The sequence below is a fragment of the Gimesia sp. genome, assembly GCF_040219335.1.
Taxonomy (GTDB): Bacteria; Planctomycetota; Planctomycetia; order Planctomycetales; family Planctomycetaceae; genus Gimesia.
On record NZ_JAVJSQ010000003.1, the window covers coordinates 78090 to 103610 of the forward strand.

A 25521-nucleotide genomic window follows, 5' to 3' on the forward strand; every position below is an offset into this window, starting at 1 on the left:
GGTTGTCGATAAAACGATCTAGAGGAGAATAAAAGCGGTATTTATAATCATATCTCTCCACTCTCCTCCCTTCACATTTCAGCACTTTAACCCCTTCGATATCGGTTTGATGCCTTGATTTCAATGGATTGAATTAAGGGATCTCTGCCTGGGATCACTACCAGCAAATATGGCACGACCATATCATGGAGAAAAAAATGCGTAAGTTCCTTTTGGCCAGCATGTTAATTGCAGTATCGCTCACTCAGGTCGGATGTGTGGTTCCTATCTACTCATCTTCACGTGATGACCGTACTCGTCAATTAATCTTCCAGTCTGAAAGTATGCGGCACATCCCAAAGATCTGGGAACGTATCTGGGGACTGGATATGCCTGACGTGGCCACGCCATACCGAACACATGGTGGTGTCATTTAACGCATCCTCCCGGGGTCATTCCGCTTGCCCGGGCGCAAACGGATCCGTTGAACAGTTGACGCTTCAGACGATCATTGCAGCTGCCGTAATTCTCATTTCGGCAGCTGTTTCGCTTTTACCAGTTCGCTATTTACGCCTCGCTCTAACTGGTTCTCTCCCGTCGGTAACGCTAAGATGTGACTCAGCAGATCCTCGTTGATCTGCGTCTTGAGTGCCCTGGTAATACCAGTCGACTTTCATGCCCGGCGATTGACGGGGCACGCTCTATTTCAATCCAGACTTCAATAGATGAGACAGCCCCCGACTGTCCCGGATAACGACTCGATGAACGCCCCGACCCAAACGGATCTGTTATCAGTTACGCTGAACCGTCTCCAGCTCAAAAACCCGATCCTGGTCGCCTCTGGTACATTCGGGTATGCACGTGAAATGCAACCCTTCCTCGATTTCTCCCGACTGGGAGGCATCATTCCCAAAACTATCACGACGGAGCCGCGGATTGGAAATGCTCCCCCCCGCACCGTTGAAACGAGTGCCGGCCTGCTGAACTCAATCGGGCTGGATAACGACGGCATTGATCTCTTCCTCGAGAAACATCTCAACTACCTCGCATCGCTGGAAACCGCGCTGATTGTGAACATCGCCGGCCGCTCGATCGAGGAAATGGCCCGGATGGCAGAACGGCTGAACGCCTTTCCGGATCAGATCACGGCCCTGGAACTGAACATTTCCTGCCCCAATGTCAGTGGCGGCGTCGACTTCGGTACGCAGCCCGAGCTGACCGAGCAGATGCTCAAACAGGTAACCGAGAGCTGTGAGTTACCCGTGATTGCCAAGCTGACGCCCAACGTCACCAGCGTGGTCGACATTGCTCAGGCGGCGAAAGCAGGAGGCGCGGATGCGGTCTCACTGATCAACACCGTTCAGGGAACCGCCATCGACTGGCGTCGCCGCAAACCGATTCTGGGGGGCGTCTTCGGCGGACTGAGTGGCCCTGCCATCAAACCGGTGGCCCTACGCGTCGTCTGCCAGGTGGCCCGGGCCGTGGAGATTCCCATCATCGGCGTGGGTGGAATCTCTAATATCGACGATGTCATGGAGTTCATCGTCGCGGGTGCCTCTGCCGTCCAGATTGGAACCGCCAACTTCTACAATCCAGGGCTCGCGACTCAGCTGGTTACGGAACTGGAACAGAATCTGATCGCGGAAAACTGCTCACAGGTCAGCGAACTCGTGGGCACGCTGGTGTATCCATAGTCTTGGCACTGTCTCACACACCGTAGCCTGACCATCCACAATCGAATTTTAAAGCGACAAAGAGAATAAACTCATGCGAGTGTTATCGGGAATTCAACCCACGGGCCGCTTCCACTGGGGGAATTATTTCGGGGCCATCAAACAGTACATTGACCTGCAGGACAACGATCAGGCATTCTACTTCATTGCCGACCTGCACGCCCTGACGACCATTCGCGACGCCGAACAACTGAGACAGAACACCCTTGATGCAGCCCTGGACCTGCTGGCATTAGGACTGGATCCCAAACAGGCGACTCTGTTCCGCCAGTCGGACATTCCCGAAGTGACCAGCCTGACCTGGATTCTGATGACGATCACCCAGATGAGTCTGCTGGAAAAATGTCACGCCTACAAAGACAAAAAGGCCAAGGGAATCGCTGCGGACGCCGGGCTGTTTACTTACCCGGTGCTGATGGCTGCGGATATTCTGCTGTATGACAGCGACCTGGTTCCGGTGGGCCAGGATCAGATTCAGCACATCGAAGTCACCCGCGACCTGGCCCAGCGGTTCAACATGCTGTTTGGCGAAACCCTGACACTGCCGAACTCCCGCACGCTGGACACCTCGGCCAAAGTACCGGGTACGGACGGTGAGAAGATGTCCAAGAGTTACGGCAACGTGATTGAGATCTTCGAAACACCCAAGAAACAGCGCAAGAAAGTCATGTCAATCAAAACGGACTCCGCAGCCCTGGAAGATCCCAAAGATCCGGACAACTGTGCCGTGTTTGCCCTGTATCAGCTGTTTGCTGACGAAACTCAGCAGGCAGAGCTGGCAGCCCGCTATCGTGCCGGCGGCATGGGTTATGGTGAAGCCAAGCAGGCAGTCCACGATGCGGCTCTGGAATACTTCGGGGAAGCCCGGGAACGCCGCGAACAGCTGGCCGCCGATCTGGACACCGTCCACGATATTCTCGCGGAAGGGGCCCGGAAAGCGCGGGAAAAAGGGAAAGAAGTTCTGGAGCGGGTACAGTCTGCCTGCGGCCTGGGAACCAGTCACCTGTCGAAATGAAAAGAGTCGCATGTCGGATCCAACTTCAGAAGTACAATCTGAATCGCCGGGGTCCAGATCGGGCTTCCTTTCCTGGTTGATCATCGGCCTGATTTTGATGACAGCACTTTCGCTGCTGGCCGTCCATCTGCCCGAACGGCTCAAACTGATTCTGGTCTACGCTGTCGTCTATGGACTGGTGGCGGGCGCGATGCTCTCGACCCTCGCCGTGAAAACGGGACTGACCGTGACACGCGGGATTTTGCTGACGATCGTGATTCTGACCATCGCCGGACAGGGCCTGGTGCTCTATCTGTCTCATCAGCGATACCAGGCAGCGACTCTCCGACAGTTCAAACTGGATCAGACGACGCTGGTCATCGACCGGATGTTCGCGACGGGAGAACCTCCCGAAGATCCGCAGGCCCGTAAAGAGTATGACCAGGTCTTGGAACAGTTCCAGGCGGCGAAGAAGGAACGCCAGGAGAAGAAGGAGCATCTGCTCAAAATCTCCTCGTATCTCGAACATCGGATTTCCCCGGTGGCGCGACTGAATGCCCCCTGGCCCCTGCTCTTCTGGCTGGTGGAACTGACGCTGTGCTGTGTGGCTGCGGTCTGGGCCAGCCGTCAGGTCACCCAACCTGCAACACCTGACTCCGAACCAATAGAGACCGCTCAGACAGACCAGGAATCGACAGAGAGTTGAACCTCATCCCGCGTCGTGCTACTTTGATAGAAAGAAAACGACTGCCTTCCTGCGATCTGCTGTCCCCAACCTGACAAAGGTTCGACCCCATGCTCCCATTACGCTCGCGTATTCTGGCCCTCTTCCTGTTCGTTTTGAGTCTTGTCATGAATTCCGCTTCCGCAGCGGACTGGCCCCTGTGGCGACACGATCCCCAGCGTTCCGCTGAGACCGAACAATCGCTGCCTGAGAAACTGTTCATCCAATGGGTCCACAAGCTGCCGGCGCTTGAGCCCGCGTTCAATAATGAGCGACTGCAATTCGACGCAGGCTATGAACCGATCGTGAAAGATCAGCGGCTGTTTTACGGTTCCTCGCAAACGGATTCCGTCACCGCCATTGATGTAGCCACCGGTAAGGAACTCTGGCGTTTCACCACCGATGGCCCGGTTCGTCTGGCTCCGGTCGCCTGGCAGGATCTGGTGATTTTCGGTTCGGATGACGGCTGCGTTTATGCGGTGGCAGCTGAGACCGGTGCACTGCGGTGGAAATACCGGGCGGTTCCTTCCCAGCGACTCATTCTGGGTAACCGCCGCCTGATCTCCGTCTGGCCGGTTCGCGGTGGCCCGGTGGTCGAAGAGGATACACTCTACTTCGCCGCCGGTGTCTGGCCGTTTGAAGGTGTCTTCATCTATGCCCTGAATGCGGAAACGGGGGCAGTGAAATGGGTCAACGATCGGCTGGGTTACATTTACGGACAGCATCCCCACGCAGCGGAAGCCTTCGGTGGCATTACCCCCCAGGGTTACCTGGTCATCGCCGGGGAGGAACTGATTGTTCCCTGCGGCACCGCTTTTCCGGCACGGATCAATAAACAGACGGGCAAACTCATCGAGTTCGAACTGCCCAAACCGGGACGTACCCCGGGTGGCTGGTTCGCGGCTGCGGGCAAAGCAGCCCGACGGGGAGAGACGAAACTTCCGCAGACTCCAGCTGCTCAGCCGGAACTGCAGTTTGACCGGGATGTGAATTCTGCCCGGCACGAGAATGGACAGAATTATGGTCCGGACGGTAAACGGGGAATCCGCCAGCAGATTCAGACCGCGGACCGTAAGCTGACATACAAAAACGGAATTCCCGGCGTTCCAGGAGTGATCCACAGCCTGGTAGCAGCCGCGGATCGCCTGTTTGCGGTGACGGAAGAAGGGAGCATTTACTGTCTGGGGCCAGAAGAAACGACACCGGTCACCTATGAGTCTCCCCTGCTGTCAAAGCAAGCGAAGTCAGTCGGTCAAACGTCTCAGGCTCCGTTACCGGCAATGTTTGGAGACGCGCTGCAAGCCGGCGGTTATGTCTTCCTCGCAGGCGTTCCCGATGCGGAACTGCTCAACACGTTACTGACCCGGCATGACCTGCAGATCATTTGTCTGATCAATGATCCAGGCCAGCTTAAACAGCTGCGACAGTTATTTCACGAGCGGGGATATACCAGTTCCCAGCTGGCTTTTCTCCCGGGACCACTTGATAGGTTCAGCTACCCGGCTTATTTTGCACAGACAATAATCACAGCCGAACCCGTTTATGCCGGCATGAAATCGTATGCAGAACAGATTCGCCTGCTCTATCCGTCACTCAGACCCTATGGCGGCCGATTGCTGGTAAAGACGTCGGAGAGCGATCACGGTCGACTGGCGGCGGAGTTTAAGTCGCTCTCTCAAGTAAAAATTTCGCGTGTCGGTGAATACTCGGTCTTTGAAAAAGTGGGGGCCATTCCCGGCTCATCGAATTACACGGGTGGCTGGTCGAGCCCTGACGAACTGGTTAAGGCGCCGGTGGGCGTGCTCTGGTATGACGACAGTGTCGGCAATTTCAAACGGGCACCGCAGCCGCTGTTCGTGGATGGGGTGATGATCTCGCATTCAAAATTCTGGCAGGGATACCCGGCGGGAATCCGGCCCCCCTACAAATTACTCAACCCCCAGTTTTCCGATGTCTACACGGGCCGCAAACTGAATGCGACACAGGCAGAAGTTCTGACGACTGAGCTGCCTACACTCAACCAGGAAGAGAAGCAGCCGAACCAGTATCGGCCACCTTATCAGACGAACGCCTGGAGTCCCCCGCCCCCGGTGATTGGCGAGCGGACGAATCCACTGAATGGCAAAACCGAACCGCGGGCTTTCCCCAAAAGTTACGGTTGCGACGGCGGCGTTGATTACAGCTACGTCTATACGATGCGTTCCGGGACCGCCGCTTTTTACGATAAGCGGGTGGAGAGCGGTACGATTCACATCAGCGGCCCCCGCTCGGGCTGTACGAACAGCATTGTGCCTGCGAATGGTCTGCTTAACGTCCCCTATTACTTCCAGGGTTGTACCTGCAGCTATCCACTTCCCGTTGGTCTGTCGCTGATCTCCCTGCCTGAGACGCACGAGCAGTGGATGGTCTGGGGGAAAGGTCAGGCGCAGGACATTCAGAGGGTCGGGCTCAACTTCGGTGCCCCCGGCGACCGGATGACCGACAAGGGCACACTCTGGCTGGATACGCCCAGCGTGGGAGGACCTTCGCCGGAACTCAAGCTTGAGATGCAACCTGGGAGTGTCAAACCCTTCTACGAGCACTCCCTCTGGATCGAGGGTGGTCAGGGCTGGCCCTGGGTGGGTGCCTCCGGAATTACGGGTGTGGAACGGATCACTTTAAATGATCTGGAGCCGGGCGAATACACGCTGCGACTTTATTTCAGGGATCCGGAATTCGCGGTTGCTGGAAAGCGGGTCTTCTCGGTTCAACTCAATGGGCAGCCGCTGATCCAGAACCTCGACATCGCCGGGGAAACCGGATCGCGACAACGAATCCTGGTACGGGAATTCAAAGATGTTTCGCTGACCGAGTCTGCCCGACTGGACTTCACGACTCAGACGGGAGCAGCCCTGATCTGCGGTGTGGAACTGGTGCGGCAGGGGCTCCCCCTGGATGAGATTGTCACCCTGCCCGAACAGAAACAGGAACTGCTGACGAAATAGTTTTCAACGTCTGTTAATAATCACGGAACGGTCCCCGGGGGTCGGCTTCGGCCATCTCTTTTTTCCAGTTGGCAAAGCGGGCTTGCATCTGTTTGAGTTTCTCGGGATGCGTCTGGGAGAGATCGTGCTTTTCACCGACATCTGTGGAAAGATCAAACAGGCCGTTCCCTTTTTCGGATTCAACCCACTTCCAGTTTCCGACGCGAGCCGCCTTGTCGGCGCGACGTTGCCAGAACATTTCTGAGCGAGGTGAATCGGCCTGGCCCATCAGCGTAGGCAGCATATCGTATCCATCGATGACGACCTCTTGTGGCTGGGGAATACCTGCCTCTTTGAGGAACGTCGGGACGAGTTCTAACGATGTGAGCAGACCTTCATTGACCGTTCCCGGCTTGATTTTTTTCGGATAACGGATCAGGCAGGGGACGCGAATACCCCCTTCGAACATCATTCCCTTCTTGCCTTTCAGGGGACTGTTATCGGCACCACCGCCGCCCCCGTTGTCGGAGAAGAAGACCACGATCGTGTTGTCGGCGATTTTGTATTCATCGAGCAGATCCAGCACTTCGCCGATGGCGGCGTCCATGCAGGTGATGGAAGCGACGTACTCCAGACGACGCTTGTCAGCCGAGGGTTTCTGGTGAATGACGGGGCCTTTGGCGGTTTCCCGGAATTCGTAACGGCCGGTTTTTTTCTTTGTGTCGAAGTCATCCTTCAGCTCGGGATACATGGCTTTATATTTTTTCGGTGCCTGGGCAACACCACGAATGCGAGGATCGAGGTTTGAGGCACTGTGGGGCGCGTTAAAAGGGAGGTAAAGAAAGAACGGTTTATCGTGATTCTCTTTCACGAACCGCACTGCTTCCCGCTGGAAGAGATATGTGCAATAAGTGCCCTTGTCTGCTTCGGTGGGCTGGTTATTGCGATACATGGAAGGCACGCCGTAGCGTTCGTGCGTGAAGTAATCGATGCCGGTGTTGGTGAAGCCGTAAAAGTCATCGAAGCCGCGGGCGAGCGGCAGGAAGCGACGATGCACGCCCAGATCCCACTTTCCATAGATGCCACTCACATAACCGGCCGGCTTCAGCAGGGCGGGCAAGAGCTGTTCGCGGACATCCATCCCGCCGATGCGTTCGAAGGTAACGTCATACTCGGACGGTTTGTACTTGTGGCCGTAATCGGGGGCCTCGTTGCGGATCATGTCATAGATCCCGTTGCGCTGCGGATAGCGTCCGGTGAGCAGACTGCCTCGACTGGGGGTGCATGCCGGCCAGGTCACATAGAAATTGGTCAGCTTGACACCTTCCTCTGCCAGGCGATCGAGGTTGGGGGCGATGACCTGCTGGCTGCCGAAACTTTTCAAGTCGTGATAGCCCTGGTCATCGCTGACAATCATGATGATGTTCGGCGGTGTGTCTGCGGCCTCTAACGAAGTGATGTGCGGCGTTCCGATCAGACAGAGCAGGAGGACAAGAGCAGATAATTTCAGCACACGGGCTGTGAGCGGATGAGGAGCCATAGGTGGTTTTCACTTTACATCTAACGTTCGAGGTTCATAGCATGGGAGTAACCCGTTCAGGATAACAGATGCGCCCGGGAAAACTCAAACCCCTGAAACAGGAATCAAGACGATGAACGTGCGCTGCTACTCGATTGTTTTATTGCTACTGTCCCTCCTGCTGACAGGAACGGCCCGCGTCGCAAGTGCGGACAAGCCTGCTTTTGTTCCGACCAGCTACCAGCTCTACTACGGGAGTGAGCCCCGCCTGTTGAAACAGATGCGGGACCGGATTCAGCCGGGCCGGGTGATCGTGATTGAAATGCGTGGTCTGCAACCGGAACAGGTTTCCGACCTCGTGAATTTCGCGCACCAGAAGCAGGCGAAAGTCATCGCTTACCTGAGTATTGGCGAATTGGGACAACTGGAAAAAGCAAACTTTGAGAACTATCTCAAACGGTCTCCCAACGGGTATCCTCTCAGCGAAATCGTGTTCGGCAAAAACCAGACGTTTGAGTCGTGGTATGTCGATGTGAGCTATGGCGAGTGGAGGGGCTTTCTGATGGAGCGGATTAAGCGGATGTATGCCCAGAAGATTGATGGTCTGTTTCTGGACACTGTCGACACCGCCGACCTGTACTTCAACAGAAAGGAATGGTCGATACCGCGTCGCGCCAAGAGCGTGGCAGCGATGATCGGCCTGATTCGCGATATTAAGCGATTCGATCCTGAGAAGTTTATCATGCAGAATCGGGGCTTGAACCTGATTGGGAAAACGGCGATTGTGGGCGATAAGAGCCAGATCGTCGTGCTGACTCTGGACCTGGCGCACCAGCATGCGGGCAATCCGGACGGCCTGCTCTGGGAGTCGGCCTTCGCGCATACAGGTGACTGGATTGAAAGCAAAGAGCGGGAGATGATCCGCATTCAGAAGAACGGATTCACGACGGTCTTCACGCTGGGATACAGCGATACCAGCGTGAGCGAAGACACTTTTTTCCGTAAGAGTCAAGCAGACGGATTCATTCCCGGCTGGGCCAGTTCCACGACGAAACTGCACCTGGAGCTGACACAACAACCGCCGGGCAAGTGAACCGGTTCAGATCATGAAGTCGGTTTCGCGTCCCAGGATGCGGTCGACCAGATCCTGAGGCAGCTCGATCGAAGGGGCGTGCTTACCGGCGACGTCAGTGGGATTGATGCCGCAGTACTGCGACCAGGGTCCGAGATGCCGCCAGCGTCCGGCTCGATTCGGTTCGCTTTCCATCACGGGGGTGGTGCAGCGATTACAGCCGATGGTCGGGTAGCCCTGCTGATGCAGCGGATTGGTGATGACCTGGTTATCTTTGAGGTACGCCTGGAACTCGTCCTTGGTCAGGCTGGCCAGGATATTCACCCGCAGGCAGTTCATGGCGGGGTCAATCGCCAGGATAGGTACATTGGCGCGTTGACCGCCGTCGGCCCGGCGGAGACTGCCGATGAGGGCATCGTACTGATCGGCCACCTGAATGAGTGGTTCCGTCTTCCGCAGATCGCAGCACTTTTCCTGACCTTCGACCGACAGATACAGAACGCCCAGTTCTTCGGTCTGCTCCTGCATCGTTTTGGCCGGCATCAGCGTGACGATGTTCAGGTTATACTCTTCAATCAGGCGGTCCCGGGTATCCAGGGTCTCCTGAAACAGCACGCCGGTATCGACGAACAGAATCGGGATATCCGCCTTTATTTGGCTCAGCATGTGGGCCACTACACAACCTGCACGCTGCATCGATGATAAAGCTGCCAGTCGTGTGCCAAACATTTCCTGCGCCCAATGAATCAGCTCCAGGGGAGTTCGTTCTTCAAACGACTCGTTGAGATCTGATAAATCAGCCTGAGTCAGACGTGCCATTCAAGTATTCCTGCTGCGTTTTTCACGTACTGACGCGAAAAGGCAGATAAGCGATGCCAGTATAAAGTCCTGAAATAAGGGAAAAACCGCCTGTGAGCGGACAATTTCAGGAATTGTAGCGAACAGTCAGAAATACCTCAATGCGCTCCTGGACGGCTGCCCGCCAAACAGGGCGATTTTTCCCTGTTTGGCGGCAAAACCGCGTTAGACAGTCAGAAAATCAGGCCAGCAGGCGTTCCCGCTCGGGAATCCGGTGATTCTCCAGTTGGAAGAATTCCTCTTTGTTCAAATCGGCGATGCTGTCGACTACCAGATCGGGCTGATACGCATACTGGCTCAGGTCCGAGAGGGCTGTTCCGCCAGAAAGGACCAGCACGGAACGATAGCCCATTTCGACGCCCCCCAGAATGTCGGTCTCCATTGTGTCACCGATCATGGTTGTCTGAGCGGAGGAGATCCCCAGTTCCTGACGGGCACTCCGCATCATGACGGGGCTGGGCTTACCCACGCTGAAGGCCTTCTTCTTGGTGGCTGCTTCCAGCATGGCGACGATTGCCCCGCAACCGGGACGCAGGCCATTCTGGGTCGGGCAGTTGGGATCCATATTGGTGGCGATCAGCTTGGCACCGTTTTCGATCATGCGGACGGCGGCTTCAATCATTTCAAAGTTGACCATGCGACCTTCGCCCACGACGACATAGTCGGGATCGTGATCGACGATCGAGTACCCGTTGCGATGCAATGCATGTAACAGGCCACCTTCGCCGATGACGAAGGCGGTTCCGTGGGGTTTACTTTGCGCCAGGAACCGTGCGGTGGCCATGGCACAGGTAAAGATATGCTCTTCGCCGACGGTAATTCCCATCCGGCCGAGTTTGGTAACGACGTCGCGGCGGGTCCGCTGGCTGTTATTGGTCAGGAAAATGAACGGCAGATCGCGCTTCTTGAGTTCATTGATAAAATCGGTGGCACCGGGGATCAGCTCGGTCCCTCTGTAAACTACACCATCCATGTCAATCAAATATCCTGGTAACATTGTGTTCGGTCCTTGAATTTAGAACTTGAGTGAGTCAAATCTCACGTGGGAAATCTTCAGATGCCGGGCGCGCGCTCACTGAAAAACGTCAGTGTGTGAATCGGGTCTTGGGGAAAGCTCTGTGAATTTACAGAACTAATTGAGTTCTATTTTTCGACTCCAATTTGACCATCAGAACAATTCATCTATGTGGCATCTGCTGAAGAGTAGTAGCGCATTTCGTAACAAACATGATTGATGGACTTCGCAATTGCCGTGCCGCTCGAGAGGGCCCCTCGATTCCCGACCTGCAGACCCATTGCCATAACCCCTTGTGAGACAACATCTTTTTCAGCTGCGCCTTTCAGAGGATTGATTAGAAAACCGCTGAATCTTTACTAGGAACTCACACAGACCGCGGACGAGCCACTTAGCAATTAAGCGGGTCTGCACAGGAAATAGACAGTACGGGTGTGATCACAAAGCGTCGTCCGCTGATGAAAGAGTGGCTGCCATTAACAAAAAACCCCGATCAACTTCGTAAAGCCAATCGGGGTGTCGCAACGAATCATTTTCTTAAGGAGATTTTCACTCCAGCCGGTTATTCAGATTTGGAAATATCCTGAATCTCAATCCGGCGGGGCTGCATCTCGGCTTTCTTATCCATGACCACAGTCAGGACACCTGCATCGAGGGTCGCGGAAACAGAGGCCGGATCAACCCATTCCGGCAGGCGAACCAGCCGTTTGAATTTGCCGAAGCTCCGTTCGTTGTGGAGATGCTCCCGGTTTTCGGCCGACTTGCGTTCGCCGGTAAGAACCAGGTTTCCATCCTGAATATCCAGAGACAGATCTTCTTTAGTCATACCGGGAACATCCAGGGCGACATGGAATTTGCTGTCTTCTTCCCAGACGGAAAGCGGCGAATAAGCGCCTTCGAAGCCGTTAAATGACTTGCCGAAGAACTGGGTGAAGGCATCATCCAGATCGGAACGCAGGTTAGCAGAAAAAGGAAATCCGAGTTTGTGATTGCGTGTGCTTAACATGGCATTGCTCCTTATCAAATAAGAAACGAAATTGTATTAACAGTAATCCCTGACAGGTGGGACTGACCAGCTGATTGACAGTTCCCCAATATGCATCCAGCATGCCAATTAGTCATACAGAACAACATATTTCACCACAATTCATTTATTACCATACACTTACAATCATAAATTTTTCCATAAGAACTAAAATAGATTTACAGAAACACACACAAACCATGCCATTACGGCACCACCGACACCACCGAAGCACATGTCATTATGGCACCTCTGTGTCTCAGCGCATAAAAAACTCGCAGCAAACCCGGGGGCCTGCTGCGAGAATATTACCGATTTCGGTACTCTGAACGAAACGCTTACGCGTTGTAGTAGAGATCGAACTCATAAGGATGAGGGCGTAAACGAATCGGATCCAACTCTTCAGTCCGCTTGTACTTGATGAAGGAGTTGATCAGGTCTTCACTGAAGACGTCGCCAGCTGTCAGGAACTCGTGATCTTCTTCGAGAGCGATCAGAGCTTCGTCCAGGTTCTTGGGAGCGACGTTGGTTTCAGCCAGCTCTTCCGGAGTCATGTCGTAGATGTCACGATCGAGGGGTTCACCCGGATCGATCTTGTTCTGCACGCCGTCGATCATCGCCATCATCAGAGCGGTGAAGCTCAGGTAACCGTTGGCGGTCGGATCGGGGCAACGGAACTCAACACGCTTTGCCTTCGGGCTGCCGGAGTACATCGGGATACGGCAGGAAGCAGAACGGTTCCGCTGGCTCATGGCCAGAGTCACGGGTGCCTCGAAGCCAGGCACCAGACGGTGGAAGCTGTTGGCAGTCGGGTTGGAGAGCGCGATCAGAGCACGGCCGTGCTTGATGATCCCGCCGATAGCGTGAATCGCGAATTCACTCAGTCCGGCATAGCCATCACCGTACATGAGGGTGTTGCCATCTTTCCAGAGTGAAATGTGAGTGTGCATCCCAGAACCGTTATCGTCGAAGACCGGTTTCGGCATGAAGGTCACGGTTTTTCCGTTCCGCTTGGCGACGTTCTTGATGATGTACTTGTACCACATGAACTGGTCAGCCATCTGCAGCAGCGGTGAGAATTCCATGTCGATTTCACACTGACCGGCGGTTGCCACTTCGTGGTGGTGGGCTTCGACAACGATGCCGACCTTCTGCAGTTCTTCAACCATTTCGGCACGCAGGTCGCCGTAGGTATCTGTGGGAGCTACGGGGAAGTAACCGCCTTTATAACCCACTTTGTGACCCAGGTTGCCTTCTTCAGAACGACCTGTGTTCCAGGCAGCTTCAGAAGAGTCGATTTCGTACATGGCTCCCCGCTGGTTAGAGAGGTAACGTACGTCGTCGAAGACGAAGAATTCGGGCTCGGGACCGATGAAGCAGGCATCGGCCAGGCCGGTCTGCTGCAGGTAAGCCAGACCTTTTTTGGCAACGCCACGGGGGTCTTTGTTGTAATCTTCTTTGGTAATCGGATCGACGATGTCAGCCAGAACGCTGACGGTCGGCTGCTTGAAGAAGGGATCCATTTTCACGGTAGCAGGATCGGGAACAGCCAGCATGTCTGAGCTGTCGATTGTCTGCCAGCCACGGATTGAAGAGCCGTCGAAACCGACGCCATCTTCAAAAGTACCTTCGTCCCAGGTGCTGAGGGGGTACGAGCAATGCTGCCAGGTACCAAAGATGTCGGTAAACTTTAAGTCTACCATCTTGGCGCCATTTTTTTCTGCGAAGGCAAAAAAGTCCTTGGGAGTCATCGTAAATTTGCTCCTCTAAAATTCTGAGTGATACCGCAGGTGAAGAGGTCCGCCTTACCCTGTCCTGCGTAAAACCGATCATTTCCAAAAAATAGTCCAAGCAAAGACGACAGTTCACAGAAAACACTGCGGACTGATCCAAAAGCTACTCAAGCAAAACCAGAACGATTCAGATCTTAGAACGCTTTTATCTTTACTCGTTTTCGCCGTGAGTCAGACGGTCTCCACTGCTCATCAACGGAGTGTCTGGCGACCCACTTTTTCGGGCTACTTCTTATCTTCCTGACATCAAAGTAGATCGGCTGGACAGATAGCGATTGCAGGAGCTCGCAACCATACCGAAACCCTCAGGCACAACTTGCGACCGGGTCTGATGTTGACGGAAACTTCAGTCGGCGCAGGTTGCCAGTTTGGGATTCACCTTAACGTATCAGGACCGAGAAATCTACTGTGTGGCACGACTTCTCTCGTGAAATCCGGCTTGCCTGCGAGAGAGCTTAAATCATGACAATCAAATAAAATCAACAGCCTGTAACGATTAGCCAGACAGGCGAAATACAGGCGTGCGGTGGTCCCGCAGAACAGCGGCATTCTAAAGGATCTTTAGATATTTGAGACGCCTGAAGATCGCCTAAACGGTCACCAGTGCTTTCATCTCGCGAACCGCCTGTTCCATGCCGACCAGCACCGCCCGCGAGACGATACTGTGACCGATATTCAGCTCACAGACATCGGGAATGGCGGCGATCTTTGAGACATTGCGATACGTCAATCCGTGCCCCATGTGCAGCTTCAGTCCCTGCGCGACGGTAAACTCGGAGGCTTTCACAATGACGTCATATTCTTTCTGCTGTTCGTCGGCCGAGGTCGCATCGGCGTAGCGGCCGGTGTGCAATTCGACAGCGTGTACTCCCACCTGTTTTGCAGCGGCGATCTGTTCGACATCGGGGTCGATGAACAGGCTGACTTCGATCCCCGCCTGTTGCAGCTGGTGTACACATTGCTCAACCCGCTCCAGATTGGCGACCACATCCAAGCCCCCTTCGGTCGTCAGCTCTTCCCGCTTTTCGGGGACCAGGGAAACCTGATCGGGGCGGACTTCCAGGGCGATCACCGTCATTTCTTCTTCCGCCGCCATCTCGAGGTTCAGTTTCACCTGAACTGTCTTTTTCATGGTATAGAGATCGTGATCCTGAATGTGCCGCCGATCCTCACGCAGGTGCAGTGTAATGCCATCCGCGCCTCCCAGTTCCGCCAGCACGGCCGCCCAGACGGGATCCGGTTCAAAGGTTAAACGAGCCTGACGGACGGTGGCGACGTGGTCAATGTTTACACCTAAAGCGGGCATTACATGCTTTCTGTTCAAATAAAGTCAGATTGGCGAGGTGGGGAAGAAACTCAACCCCCGGAACATTCCTTTGTTCGACAATCGAGGCCGGAGAAAAGTTCTCGGCGTTCACTCAAGAATCTCCCTTATCTTATTGCTTTTTCTTCTCAGTTCCAGAATCGGCCCGGCAGAAACTTCGGCAATCAGGTCAATTTCAAAGAAAATCCTGATCTTTTGTCGCATTCCTGTTTTGTTGACGAATCTCTTCTGGAAGCAGGCACTGTTTCCCGCTGACTGCAGACTTTCGTCCCTTCACAACAGGTCAGAACATATGTGGTTTCAAGAATACAAGCAGTTTTTTCCCCGCTGGCTCGTACAAATTATCGCTAATGCTACCCGGCGGTCCGTTCGAGCATCTCGCCGACGGTGGAGAGTGAGGTCTGCTCCGATCCCGGCGCAGACGGAGTTCCTGGAATCTCGGCAAATGCTGGCAGCCGATGATCTGACGGCACTGAGTGACGATTTTGAGGACGCAGCCACTCAATCGAACTGGCAGCGGTTATATCAGACGGAAGGCTGGGCCGGCGATCAGCTGCAAACCTGGGATGTGAACGGAACACAGTCGGGCCGGATGGTTATGATCCCGCACACCACCGTCTGGTACCAGGATTATCGCGGCCCCATGGTTTACAAGGAAATCACTGGCGATTTTGTGATCACGACGGAAGTGCATATTACCGACCGCGACGATGTGGGCGACAGCGACCTGGATGATGTTCCCAACGGATCGCAGTATTCACTCGGCGGCCTGATGATCCGCACACCACGCGACATTACTGATCCGGCAGTCGACTGGAGCCCGGGTTCGCATCAGAACGACGGGACCAATAACGGTGAAAACTATATCTTTCTTTCCCTGGGTTGGGGGAATGCCGGCAGTCAGTTCCAGATGGAGACCAAGACCACCCGCAACAGCAATTCATCACTCGTGCTGCAGAGCATGGGCAACAACGCGGTGATCCAGCTACAGATTGCCCGCATTGGCGACTCCGCTTACACGCTGTACCAGATTCCCGGCCAGGACTGGGTGTTAAACAGTCGCTATCATCGCCCCGATCTGCCTGAAACGCTGCAGGTGGGTATGGTGACTTACACCGACTGGACGAAGGCCAACGACTATGACCCGTTCTATCAGAATAACAACACTCTGCAGCCGGGCGGCTACGATCCGACACCTGCCGAAGCGTTTCAACCCGACCTGGTTGCCGGTTATGAATTCGTGCAGTTCGATCGCCCTGAGATCCCCGTCGCCTTACAGGGACTCGACCTGCGAACCCAGGCCAGCGATCTGGAAATGCTGTCGTTCCTGGGAGGCAATGTGAATGGGCCGGATCTGCCGACCGTGACGCTGGAAGCATCTGTATTGAGCGTTGAGGAACTCAGCAGCAGCCAGCTGGAATTCGTGTTCCAGCGGAGTGAAGCGCAGATCGATCAGCCATTGACGGTGGCATATCAGATCTCAGGCAGTGCCACACCGGGGCTGGACTTTCAAAGTCTGAGTGGGGAAATCACATTTGCTGCCGATGTAGCAACGGCTACGCTGGTGATTGACGTACTCGAGGATGCACTCGATGAACCGGATGAAAGCCTGGCCATCCAGTTGCTGGCTGGCAACGACTATCTGCTGGGAGAGACGACGTTTGCCAGTGGCACGATTGTGGATAACGATTACACGAATGTCGCGCCCGTGGCCAGTCCGATAACCAATCAGAGTCTGACGGAAGGGGACGGATTCAACCTGGATGTCAGTCCTTTTTTTACGGATGCCAACCTGTCGGACGGCGATCAAATTACGCTCACGGCAGCATTGTCAAACGGTGATCCGTTGCCGGGATGGTTGACCTTCAACGCGCTGACAAGTGTCTTCACGGGCGTCCCCGCGTTCGCTGATATTGGCAGTATCGAAATTGAAATCACCGCTGCCGATCTGGCGGGCCTCACCGACAGCGTACTCTTCCAGTTGACGGTCGCGCCGCTGCCGCGGACTCAGTTGCAGTTGCGTGTGGTGGAGTCAGCGACGTTGGTCGCCGCCAATGGTGAAAGCCTGGTACTGCCTGCACACACGGAAGACCTGCATGAATGGGAATCGTTTCAGGTTGAAGTCTGGGGACAGGTCAGTAACCTGACTGACATCGGCATAGTGTCGTTCACTTTTGATCTGACCTATGCGACGGCGTACACGACTGCGTCGGTCGTGGAATTCGGACCCGCGTTTACGCAGAATCAGTCGGCCCTGATCAATGATGCCAGCGGCCTGGTTCAGGGTGTCAGTGCCAGCACGCTGGCAATCGATGTGGGCGATCATCAGAGTGTGCTGCTCGCCCGGATTCATTTTACACCGACTGTCGCCGACCACGTTGACCTGGATTTTGGGTCGCAGTCCATTGGTCCTTTTGACTCAGGTCTGGCACTGGAAAATGTGTCTCTCGAACTGGTCGACCAGGCGCCGCATCAGCTGGAAAACAGTGACATACCCGCGACGCAGTTCTGGGCGGTGCCTTATGACGTTAACGATGACGGGGCTATCAATTTCCAGGATCTGGTTCTGTTCGCGACTGCCTACCAGCATGATGTCGCCGATTCGCCGCTGCCTTACACGTGGGCGGTGGACTTCAACCAGTCTGGCAGAGTCGATTTCCACGACCTGCTGGTCCTGGCGGCTAATTATGGTCGTCGAAAGCTGGAAGATCCGGAACTGTATTTTCCTGCCAGCTATCCTCACGCCTGGACTGTGGCTCCGCTGGTCAGTTCCTTCAACACGGTTGAGACGCAACCAGCAGTTCCACAACATTCATTTTCTACAGAAGTCACACTGGATGCTACCGGATCGCAGGGAGAAGAACCATTCGACTCAAAAGTTGAATCCCAGGAACAGCCCCCCCTTCCCGTTCAGACGGTTGAGGAACCAACGCCGTCTGCACTGCCGACAATGACTGCCCCGCTGCAGTGGGAGGCTGCTACTGCTCAGAGTCTTTCAGCGTTCACTGCTGCAGACATTGATCCGTCATTCATACATGACCGCGGACTCACTCCAATTCTGGATCAGCAAAACAGGGAATTCGAAATGAGGGGAGCGGGTGCCTGGCAGTCCGTCCCTGGTTTCCCTGCGCCGTTGAGGGAAACAGAAGTGCAACAAGGTGCAGGGGAACTGCAGGAGATCGACGTGTATTTCAGTTCGCCTTTCGCTGATGATCTTCTGTCATGGGGATGAGCCCTGCCTGCTCGTCGGGACGCGGGGCACCGAGATATTCGGTGTCTCCGAGTTCTGCCAGTTTCCACATCATGAGCGTGGTCACTTCTTCGAGGATCTCCTTCGTATGCTTGAGGTCGTAGTACGCGGACAGATCGATTGGTTCGCCGTAAGTGATTGACGTCTCTGCGGGAGAATAAAAGGGTTCCACCATGTTTTTACCGCCGGGTGAATTGTTGATATACACCGGGTAGACGGGCGCCTGGGAACGGAGCGCCAGGAAAGCGATGCCGGAATTCGCATGTTTAATCGACCGCCCTTCCTGAATGCCTCCTTCGGGAAAGACTCCAATCAGATCACCCTGTTTGAGTTTGCGCAAGGCCTCCCGAACGGGAGCCACATCCTTCCCATTGCGTTCTACAGGAATCGAATGCATGGCACGCGAGATCCAGCCGACCAGACCTGGTCGCTCGTAGTACTCCCTCGCCATCAGGAAACTGATGCAGCGCATTTTTTTCTGTGGATTCCCCAGGTGCGAATTGTACCAGAGAATGATCGGATCAGCGGGGCTGCGATGATTGGCAATGATGATGCCTGCGGAATCGCCGGGAAAGGGGCAGCGCTGATTGCGTTTAATCTTCCAGAGCCCGGGCGCATACACGCGGGTAATCGAGAACAGAATCCAGGCACGCCAGCCGTCGGGCAGTTTTACCGCCTGGTAGACGACCACTGCCAGGAGAATCAACAGATAAATGACCAGTGTCAGAACACCGGCTGCTTCAGCGCTCATTGCGAATCAGAATAATAAAAGTGTGCGGGAAGTTCAGATACCTTATCAGGTTTGAGGAGCCTGATTATACAGTGAACAAAATCGGCAAAGCAACAATAATGCAGTCAGAGTGGCATCAGCGAAGCCGTGTTCATCAAAGATCAACCGACAACGGGGAATAAAATATTGACGTCAGAGCGGAATCAAGACTTCAACTACACTTCGATGGCGGCTACGATGGCGTTGCTCAAGCGGGCCAGGTACCGGCCGTGTGGTTCCTGGGGTTCGGTCGTCAGGATGATGGCGGCGGCATCGAGTTGAGGATCGATCCAGAGGACTGTTCCCGTTGCGCCGCCGTGTCCATATGCCTGGTCAGAGAGGAGATCGCCGTAGTAATCGCTTTTGACCCGGGTGACGATCTGCCAGCCCAGTCCCCAGCCTTTCCCCTGGCGGGCGGTTTCCGAGAGGCCGGGGATTTCAGGCAGCTGGTCACGGGTTGCCTGGCGGATCGTCTGCGCGGAGAAGAGACGCTGATCCAGAACCAGTCCTTGCTGCTGGAGCATGCCGACCAGCTTTCCCAGGTCTGTGGGGGTAGTGAAGAGTCCGCCCCAGGGAGCACCAAAGCCGCGCCAGTAGGGACTGTTCCAGTCCCAGTGAGGTTCCACATTCAATTCCGGCGGCACATGGATTTCGACGAGGCGCTCCAGGCGAGTCGCGCCTCCTTCAGACCATTCCGGTGGAACGCCCAGGGATGTGTCATGCATCTCCAGCGGCTGGAAGAGTTCGTCCCGCAGATACTGGGGAGCCGACTTGCCTGTGATGCGCTGGATCAGTTCGCCGAGAATCGCGATGCCGGTGCTTTGATACTGCACGATCCGGCCGGGTGGTTCATCGGGCGTCAGTTCACAGATCTGTCTGACGAATTCGGACAGCGGGGCCTGGGCTGCCCTCAGTTCCCGGTTATTGGGCAACATGTCGGGCAGACCTGAAGTGTGTGTCATCAGATGTCGGATCGTAATTCCGTGTTTGCCGGCACAACCGAATTCCGGGATGTATTGTTTCACGCGGTCGTTGAGCAGCAGTTCCCCCTGTTCGAGCAGTTTGAGCACGCCGAGCACGACGATGGGTTTGGTGATGGAGGCCACCAGGAAGATCGCATCGTCACGCAGGGTGCCGTTGTCATCTTTGACAGACTGACGCCCCTGGCGATAGTGGCACGTGGTTTCACCGGTGATGACCTGTAAGGCGATCGCGGGAACCTGACCGGATTCACAATACTGGTCGACGAGTTGTTCGACGGTCTGCCAACGTGCGGGATGAATGCGGGACATCTGGATTTTATTTCCTGCTGTATGGGTTGGTGCGGGAGTGTGTCCGAACGGAGTTCGGGAGACTCACTATGCCTACTATATCCGGTTAATTGCGAATTGTCCCTCATAAAGGGAGTTCGTGTGGTTGTGCATCATGTGTTCGGTTTTCAGGTCGCGTGGTGGGTGGCGATTTGTAAGATTGTTGGGGCAACTGCTCCGGGTAACCCGATCAGATGGTGGCCATCAGATTCGGAACTGGATTCAGCATCGTCAGGCGGGAGGACACATGGGTCCTCCCCTACTTTTTGTGAGTGGATAAATAATGATACCTGATTCTATTACTCGTCAGCACTGATTACCGGCGGTTCGTGCCTTGCCGATCAGTTTTATTGAGGACTGTTATGCTTGGATTGTATTTTGAGAATGGGCGTCGCTGGGTCAAGCGGAGATTGTGCTATGGGGGAACACTGAAATCGTGTGAGTTGCTGATGAATGTGCTGCGAAATGCTCTGAAGTTGCTCCGAAATGAGTTGAAATTTTACGAGACATGGGGAACCGGTGCTTTTTATTCCAGTGCAGATGAGGTGAAAATCGACGGCGATTCAGGTGCTGTTGTGTTATTAGTGCGTTGTGTTCCGGTGCACGCATCGTCCGCCTCGCGCGCGAAGCACAATTGCACAAGAATACGATTCGGGGAGCGTCGATCAAGTCCAGTCTGTTCAGTCGCGTGCAGGTGATTTTCAGGGAAGCAGATCAACAGGTGGGTATGTATGTGTCGTCGGTGTTACGGAAGGGACGTTTCGCGTCAGCAGTGATGGGGAAAAGAAAAAAGCGAAGGCCAACCGGAGTTGACCTTCGCTGATGACTTCGAATGGTAGAAAAATCAGTAAGGGATTTCGACATCATGCAGATGCATGAACTGGTTCAGCCTGGTGATTTCCAGGACCTCACGGATATCTTCCGAGGGGTTATACAAATGGATGTCGATGTTGAGATCTCGCATGGAAGCCAGCAGCCCGAGCATGCCGCTCGGAATCAATGTGACGCCGGTGAGGTCGAGAGCCAGTGTTTCACACTGATTTTCTTTGACCAGTTCCAGCAATTCATCTCGAATATCTTTGACGCTGAACGTATCAAGGATATCCTTCCCGCCAAACCCTGCCACACAAAGTGGACCGGAATGGTAAACCTGGAGTATGCCTCCCTGTTGGACCGTCATCTTGTACTCATCCTTATGAAAGGGACAGGAAACGCAGCAGAAGAAAAAAATATAAGTAAGAGAACAACAATGTCCCGCGTACTGCTTCGCGTTTCAGATGCTTGACGCAAGCATACTCTGGCAATTCATGTGCCAATCGTTGGGGACCGGAATACTGGAGACGTGAACGAATCAGCGCTTAAAGAGCGGTGCTCATAAGCCTAATAATAATAGTATCTTACAGTAGACCCACCCACTTATTTAAAGTAACTGTTAAATTAAGGAGTCGCAAAAGAGTGCAGTAAAATACCTCACCCTGTAGTAATTTGAAACACAGGGTCGTTGACACTCTGCCCGTGGTGGGCGCACGCTTTGCCCTGATAAGCGGCAGCAGAGGGTTGGCGCTGAAACCAAAGAAAAAGCCCGCTCGACAGATTGCCAAGCGGGCTTTGGATTCGCGGGAATCCACTAAGGGTATTGTTAGCGGTTCGGGTTTAGCGAACCCGAGCCTTGAAGGTGACGACACCTCCGGTGTGTCCTTTGACGGTTTCATCGACTTCGAAGGTCAGGATCAGGCTGCCTTCCTGATTGTCTTCGACGATGAGCCGGCCTGCTCTGTCTGAGGTGGCACTGTCTTCGATGTATTCCAGACGCGGTGTCAGGTTGTCGACGATCTTGATGCCTTCGACATCGAAGTCACCCACGTTTTCATATTTGATGGTAAACAGGATCTCGTCACCCGGCTTGGCATTTTTCTTGTCAGCCATTTTGACGAGCTGCAGATTGCCTTCGGTTTTACGTTTGTCTTCGATGCCGACGTATTCTTCCGGTTTGACGGCACTCTTTGAAGAGTGAGCCGACTGGGAGCGAATCGCGATGACAGGGAACTGAGCTCGCGACCAGATGGCTGCGGCCTGAACCTGGTAAGCGATGCGTGCCTCGTCCGACTGTTCGAACTGTCCGGTGGTTTCGGTGCCGGTATCCTGGTAGAGGTTGGTCAGCTTAGTATGACCGCCCAGGAGGGCCGTTTGTCCCACAGCACCCTGCTGTTGTTCAGTTTCGACGCCACTGGCGCGGGAACGCATGCGGATGCCTTCGAGCTGCTCACGCTGTTTGTGTTGTGAGATCACAGTCCGAGCATCGATGCCGACACCTTTAACGGTATCTTCCGTGGTGGCCAGAGCATCGATTGATGTTCCGGACAGAGGAGTGCTGGCGGTGCGAATCGCAGCGAAACGGGGTGCGTAGACCGCGACCCGGTTTGATTTCTTGACTTCGTGATTGCCTTTGTGGGTCTGGTATTCCACGATGGTATCTTCGGTATCCAGTCCCAGGCGGCTGTAGTCGTCATAATGGACGGGGTTTTCGCGATCACCGCCGTCGAACAGATATTCGTCGGGGTACATTCTGACCATTTCAGGATCGCTGCCGGCGGGCAGTGTATAATCTCGCTGAACCGCAGGCGAAAACTCGCAGTATGCAGGACGTGGAGGACAGGCAGCCGGCATCGGTTGTTGATAAGCGACCTGTTGAATCGGTGAGGCAGCTGCAGGCTGTTTCGCTGGCGCGGAAAGACGCGCCGCTCCGACATTGGCATCAAAGTCGGCATGCTGAATAGCAGGAGGCTGCTGATCGATGGGTGAAGCGGTCTGTTTGCCCCAGGGAAGTGATCCTGTGACAGGAGACAGACTGGAACATCCGCTACTGACACTCAGCAGTATCATCGCAGCCGCAGAGCAGACACGCTGCACTCGCGATGCTCCTCTCAATTTTCGGTACGACAGATTCAACACGGGATTTCCTTCACTTACACCATTCTCAGTTCTGGTCAGCCGGAGCCTGTAATTCGACTACAGGAGCACCACCATAAAACGCGGGATCTTCGCCACGCGTTGAAGGCAGTCGGCCGCCAATTCGTAAGATCAACATCGGACGCCCTAACAGATCGGCTTCGGCGATCAGATTCTTCTGCGCTGAGATCGATTGTGTCGGCTGTTTCTGATAAGTCGCTGGAACCGCAGTCTGGGGACGTTCCAGGTACACAACCTTGGAAACCATTCTGCCAGACATGACCAGTTCGATATCTTCTTCGGTAATGCTCACCGGCACGGGATACTGTTCTGCCAGTCCCGCTGGTGGATGCAGGCGATCGATGAGTTCAATCGTCGGATACAGCTCGACACCCGGAAATTCAGGCATGTCGCTGATTTTGACGCGATAGACATAACCGACGGCAAAGCCAATCGGAGCAGGTGATGCTTTCCGAATCGTCTGCTCGGGACCATTCACATAGAAAGTGACGGTTCCCTTGGAGGGCAGCGAAACCCGCATCGGCTGAATATAGCCTTCCTGAACCTGACCGGAGAGAGCGGCCCACTGTCCGGCAACTCCCGGAGGTGTGCGCTGATTGAGGGGATGGTAGAACCGGTTCCCCACATTGTATTGCCGTCCGCCAACCATCTGCTGCGACCAGGCGGTCTGCAGATCCATGACAAAAACGATCATGGTCATTAACAGCATGGCTAATAAGCGTGATCGGTTTTGTCGAATGAAACTTGTCATAACAGAAATTTTCTACAATCAGTTGTCCGAAAGGATGACAGGAGAAAAATCAAGACGGTTGCGAAGCAGGAGAGGATACAGGTAGAGCAGAAGTGCAATCGAAAAGACAAGGGGCAGCACTCCCTGCAGGCGACAGGGAGTGCTGCGTGGGTCCTGAGTCTTTTAATATCCCGGGCCGGGAGCCATCGTACGAGGATACGATACCTGGCCTGGAGAGTGTACCGGATGACTTTCTGAGTACTGGATGTACTTGACAGGTTTCGGCAGGCTTGGAGCCGGATCCTGTTTGACATCGATCAGGAAGTGATCAACCGGTTTCGGAAGGTTTGTCTTGGAGACATTCCGAATGGTGTGTGATTTCAGACTGGCAGGTCCCCCCAGCGGAATGTGAGGAGGTCCGGGCAATCCGATCGGTGTACCGGTCATCGGCATACCCCAGGCGGGAGTCGGTCCCATGCCTGCAATCGGGTTGTAAGCCGGCTGACCAGGTGCTCCCATTCCTCCGACCATGGTCGGAACCGGGACACCGGAAGTCACACCAATGGTATCTCCGGGGATCGGCATGGGAGCCATGTGAGCTCCTGCGTCACCATCGTAAGAGACCTGTGATACTGTTTCGTTTCCACCGTCACCGGAGGGCATCTCCAGATCCATGTTACCCATCCGCAGGACAGCCATGATCGTACCGCGACGATCTGCTTCTGCAACAGGGTCTACACCGGGATCAAGACGGGTAGAAACCAGAGTTTCGACACCGGCGATTGCCAGTTCCTGGAATTTTTCATCCGGCAGGTAGATGACCTTGGTAACAAAGTTGTTACTTTCAACCTGATCCAGGTCTTCCGGAGTGATTTCCAGAGGAATACTGTTGTGTGACAGGTAGGCATCGGTCGTCGGATGCGACGGATAAACCTGCAGTGACGGATACAGTGCCGGAATTGAGCGGCCCGGAATGTGTGACAGCTTTAACCGGTAGGTTGCCCCCTGGTTAAAGTTGTAACGTCCAGGAGCGGTGATCTGGTTTTCGGCATAACCTTCCGCAACCTGCCAGCCCACTTTCATGCCAGCGGGACCCACAAACCGAATCTGTGATGTCCGTGCAGCGAATGCACTGGCTGGTGGTGGTGCCAGCATCGGCAATACGCCGGGACCGGGTCCATCCACCATTGGCCCCGGCCGCTGCATCATGGCAGCGGGTGGAGCAACATACTCACCCTTTTTAATAACTTGCTGTCCGTCGGCTGCACAGCCAACACAGACAACAACCAATGTACCTAAAGCCAGGAAGTAGTACTTCATCATGACCCCTTGTTCGAATACCCCACGACGAATAATGCGACTAGTTAAGTGAAGAACCGCCGATCACAAACACAGACGTCGATTCCTGGGAATTGGGAACAGTCGACGTACGGTTCAAAAAAGACTCAGTTTTCAGGTCGACCCCAAACCCAAATATCCGTTAAAATGCAAAGA

General features: G+C 54.5%; 18 protein-coding genes. 6 read left to right on the plus strand and 12 right to left on the minus strand.

The window, feature by feature from the left end; genetic code table 11:
• Positions 1-740 precede the first annotated feature (740 nt).
• The 4 genes from RID21_RS00770 (at position 741) to RID21_RS00785 (ending at position 6414) form a co-directional block, all read left to right on the plus strand.
• A complete protein-coding gene (locus RID21_RS00770; protein ID WP_350186714.1) occupies positions 741-1673 on the plus strand; it encodes a dihydroorotate dehydrogenase in 933 nt (310 codons plus the stop codon).
• Positions 1674-1746: 73 nt separating this feature from the next.
• A complete protein-coding gene (trpS, locus tag RID21_RS00775; RefSeq protein WP_350186715.1) occupies positions 1747-2727 on the plus strand; it encodes a tryptophan--tRNA ligase in 981 nt (326 codons plus the stop codon).
• Positions 2728-2737: 10 nt separating this feature from the next.
• Complete coding sequence (locus RID21_RS00780) at positions 2738-3412, plus strand: hypothetical protein (protein WP_350186716.1); 675 nt, start codon at positions 2738-2740, stop codon at positions 3410-3412.
• Between the two features lie 89 nt (positions 3413-3501).
• Positions 3502-6414 (plus strand): outer membrane protein assembly factor BamB family protein, encoded by a 2913-nt coding sequence (locus RID21_RS00785; protein ID WP_350186717.1) that lies wholly within the window; start codon positions 3502-3504, stop codon positions 6412-6414.
• A 13-nt stretch (positions 6415-6427) separates the two neighbouring features.
• On the opposite strand, the gene RID21_RS00790 is transcribed toward RID21_RS00785, so the two are convergent.
• Positions 6428-7933, minus strand: coding sequence for a sulfatase-like hydrolase/transferase (locus RID21_RS00790; protein ID WP_502892599.1), 1506 nt, complete (start codon positions 7931-7933; stop codon positions 6428-6430).
• A gap of 112 nt (positions 7934-8045) precedes the next feature.
• On the opposite strand from RID21_RS00790, the gene RID21_RS00795 reads away from it, so the two are divergent.
• Positions 8046-9005, plus strand: coding sequence for an endo alpha-1,4 polygalactosaminidase (locus RID21_RS00795; protein WP_350186718.1), 960 nt, complete (start codon positions 8046-8048; stop codon positions 9003-9005).
• Positions 9006-9011: 6 nt separating this feature from the next.
• On the opposite strand, the gene RID21_RS00800 is transcribed toward RID21_RS00795, so the two are convergent.
• The 5 genes from RID21_RS00800 to RID21_RS00820 form a co-directional block, all read right to left on the minus strand.
• Positions 9012-9803 (minus strand): phosphoadenylyl-sulfate reductase, encoded by a 792-nt coding sequence (locus RID21_RS00800; RefSeq protein WP_350186719.1) that lies wholly within the window; start codon positions 9801-9803, stop codon positions 9012-9014.
• 220 nt (positions 9804-10023) lie between these two features.
• Positions 10024-10839, minus strand: a complete 816-nt coding sequence (locus RID21_RS00805) for an HAD-IIA family hydrolase (RefSeq protein WP_350186720.1) — start codon at positions 10837-10839, stop codon at positions 10024-10026.
• A 580-nt stretch (positions 10840-11419) separates the two neighbouring features.
• Positions 11420-11863, minus strand: coding sequence for an Hsp20/alpha crystallin family protein (locus RID21_RS00810; protein ID WP_350186721.1), 444 nt, complete (start codon positions 11861-11863; stop codon positions 11420-11422).
• Between the two features lie 356 nt (positions 11864-12219).
• The gene (gene glnA, locus RID21_RS00815) at positions 12220-13632 is read right to left on the minus strand and encodes a type I glutamate--ammonia ligase (protein ID WP_350186722.1); all 1413 of its coding nucleotides are present in this window, start codon (positions 13630-13632) and stop codon (positions 12220-12222) included.
• Positions 13633-14263: 631 nt separating this feature from the next.
• A complete protein-coding gene (locus tag RID21_RS00820; RefSeq protein ID WP_350186723.1) occupies positions 14264-14980 on the minus strand; it encodes a pyridoxine 5'-phosphate synthase in 717 nt (238 codons plus the stop codon).
• Between the two features lie 463 nt (positions 14981-15443).
• On the opposite strand from RID21_RS00820, the gene RID21_RS00825 reads away from it, so the two are divergent.
• Positions 15444-18230: a putative Ig domain-containing protein gene (locus RID21_RS00825; RefSeq protein WP_350186724.1), complete on the plus strand. Its 2787-nt coding sequence runs from the start codon at positions 15444-15446 to the stop codon at positions 18228-18230.
• Here RID21_RS00825 and RID21_RS00830 read toward each other — a convergent pair.
• The 6 genes from RID21_RS00830 to RID21_RS00855 form a co-directional block, all read right to left on the minus strand.
• Entirely contained in the window at positions 18190-18999 is an 810-nt protein-coding gene (locus RID21_RS00830) for a lysophospholipid acyltransferase family protein (protein ID WP_350186725.1), read from the minus strand. The two genes, RID21_RS00825 and RID21_RS00830, sit on opposite strands and share 41 nt — an antisense overlap.
• Before the next feature lie 194 nt (positions 19000-19193).
• A complete protein-coding gene (locus RID21_RS00835) occupies positions 19194-20309 on the minus strand; it encodes a serine hydrolase domain-containing protein (RefSeq protein WP_350186727.1) in 1116 nt (371 codons plus the stop codon).
• 862 nt (positions 20310-21171) lie between these two features.
• Complete coding sequence (locus tag RID21_RS00840) at positions 21172-21507, minus strand: STAS domain-containing protein (protein WP_350186728.1); 336 nt, start codon at positions 21505-21507, stop codon at positions 21172-21174.
• 473 nt (positions 21508-21980) lie between these two features.
• Positions 21981-23237: an isopeptide-forming domain-containing fimbrial protein gene (locus tag RID21_RS00845; RefSeq protein WP_350186729.1), complete on the minus strand. Its 1257-nt coding sequence runs from the start codon at positions 23235-23237 to the stop codon at positions 21981-21983.
• Positions 23238-23304: 67 nt separating this feature from the next.
• On the minus strand, positions 23305-24048 hold the full coding sequence (locus RID21_RS00850) for a hypothetical protein (protein WP_350186730.1): 744 nt from the start codon (positions 24046-24048) through the stop codon (positions 23305-23307).
• A 162-nt stretch (positions 24049-24210) separates the two neighbouring features.
• Positions 24211-25347, minus strand: a complete 1137-nt coding sequence (locus tag RID21_RS00855) for a hypothetical protein (protein WP_145046372.1) — start codon at positions 25345-25347, stop codon at positions 24211-24213.
• Positions 25348-25521 lie beyond the last annotated feature (174 nt).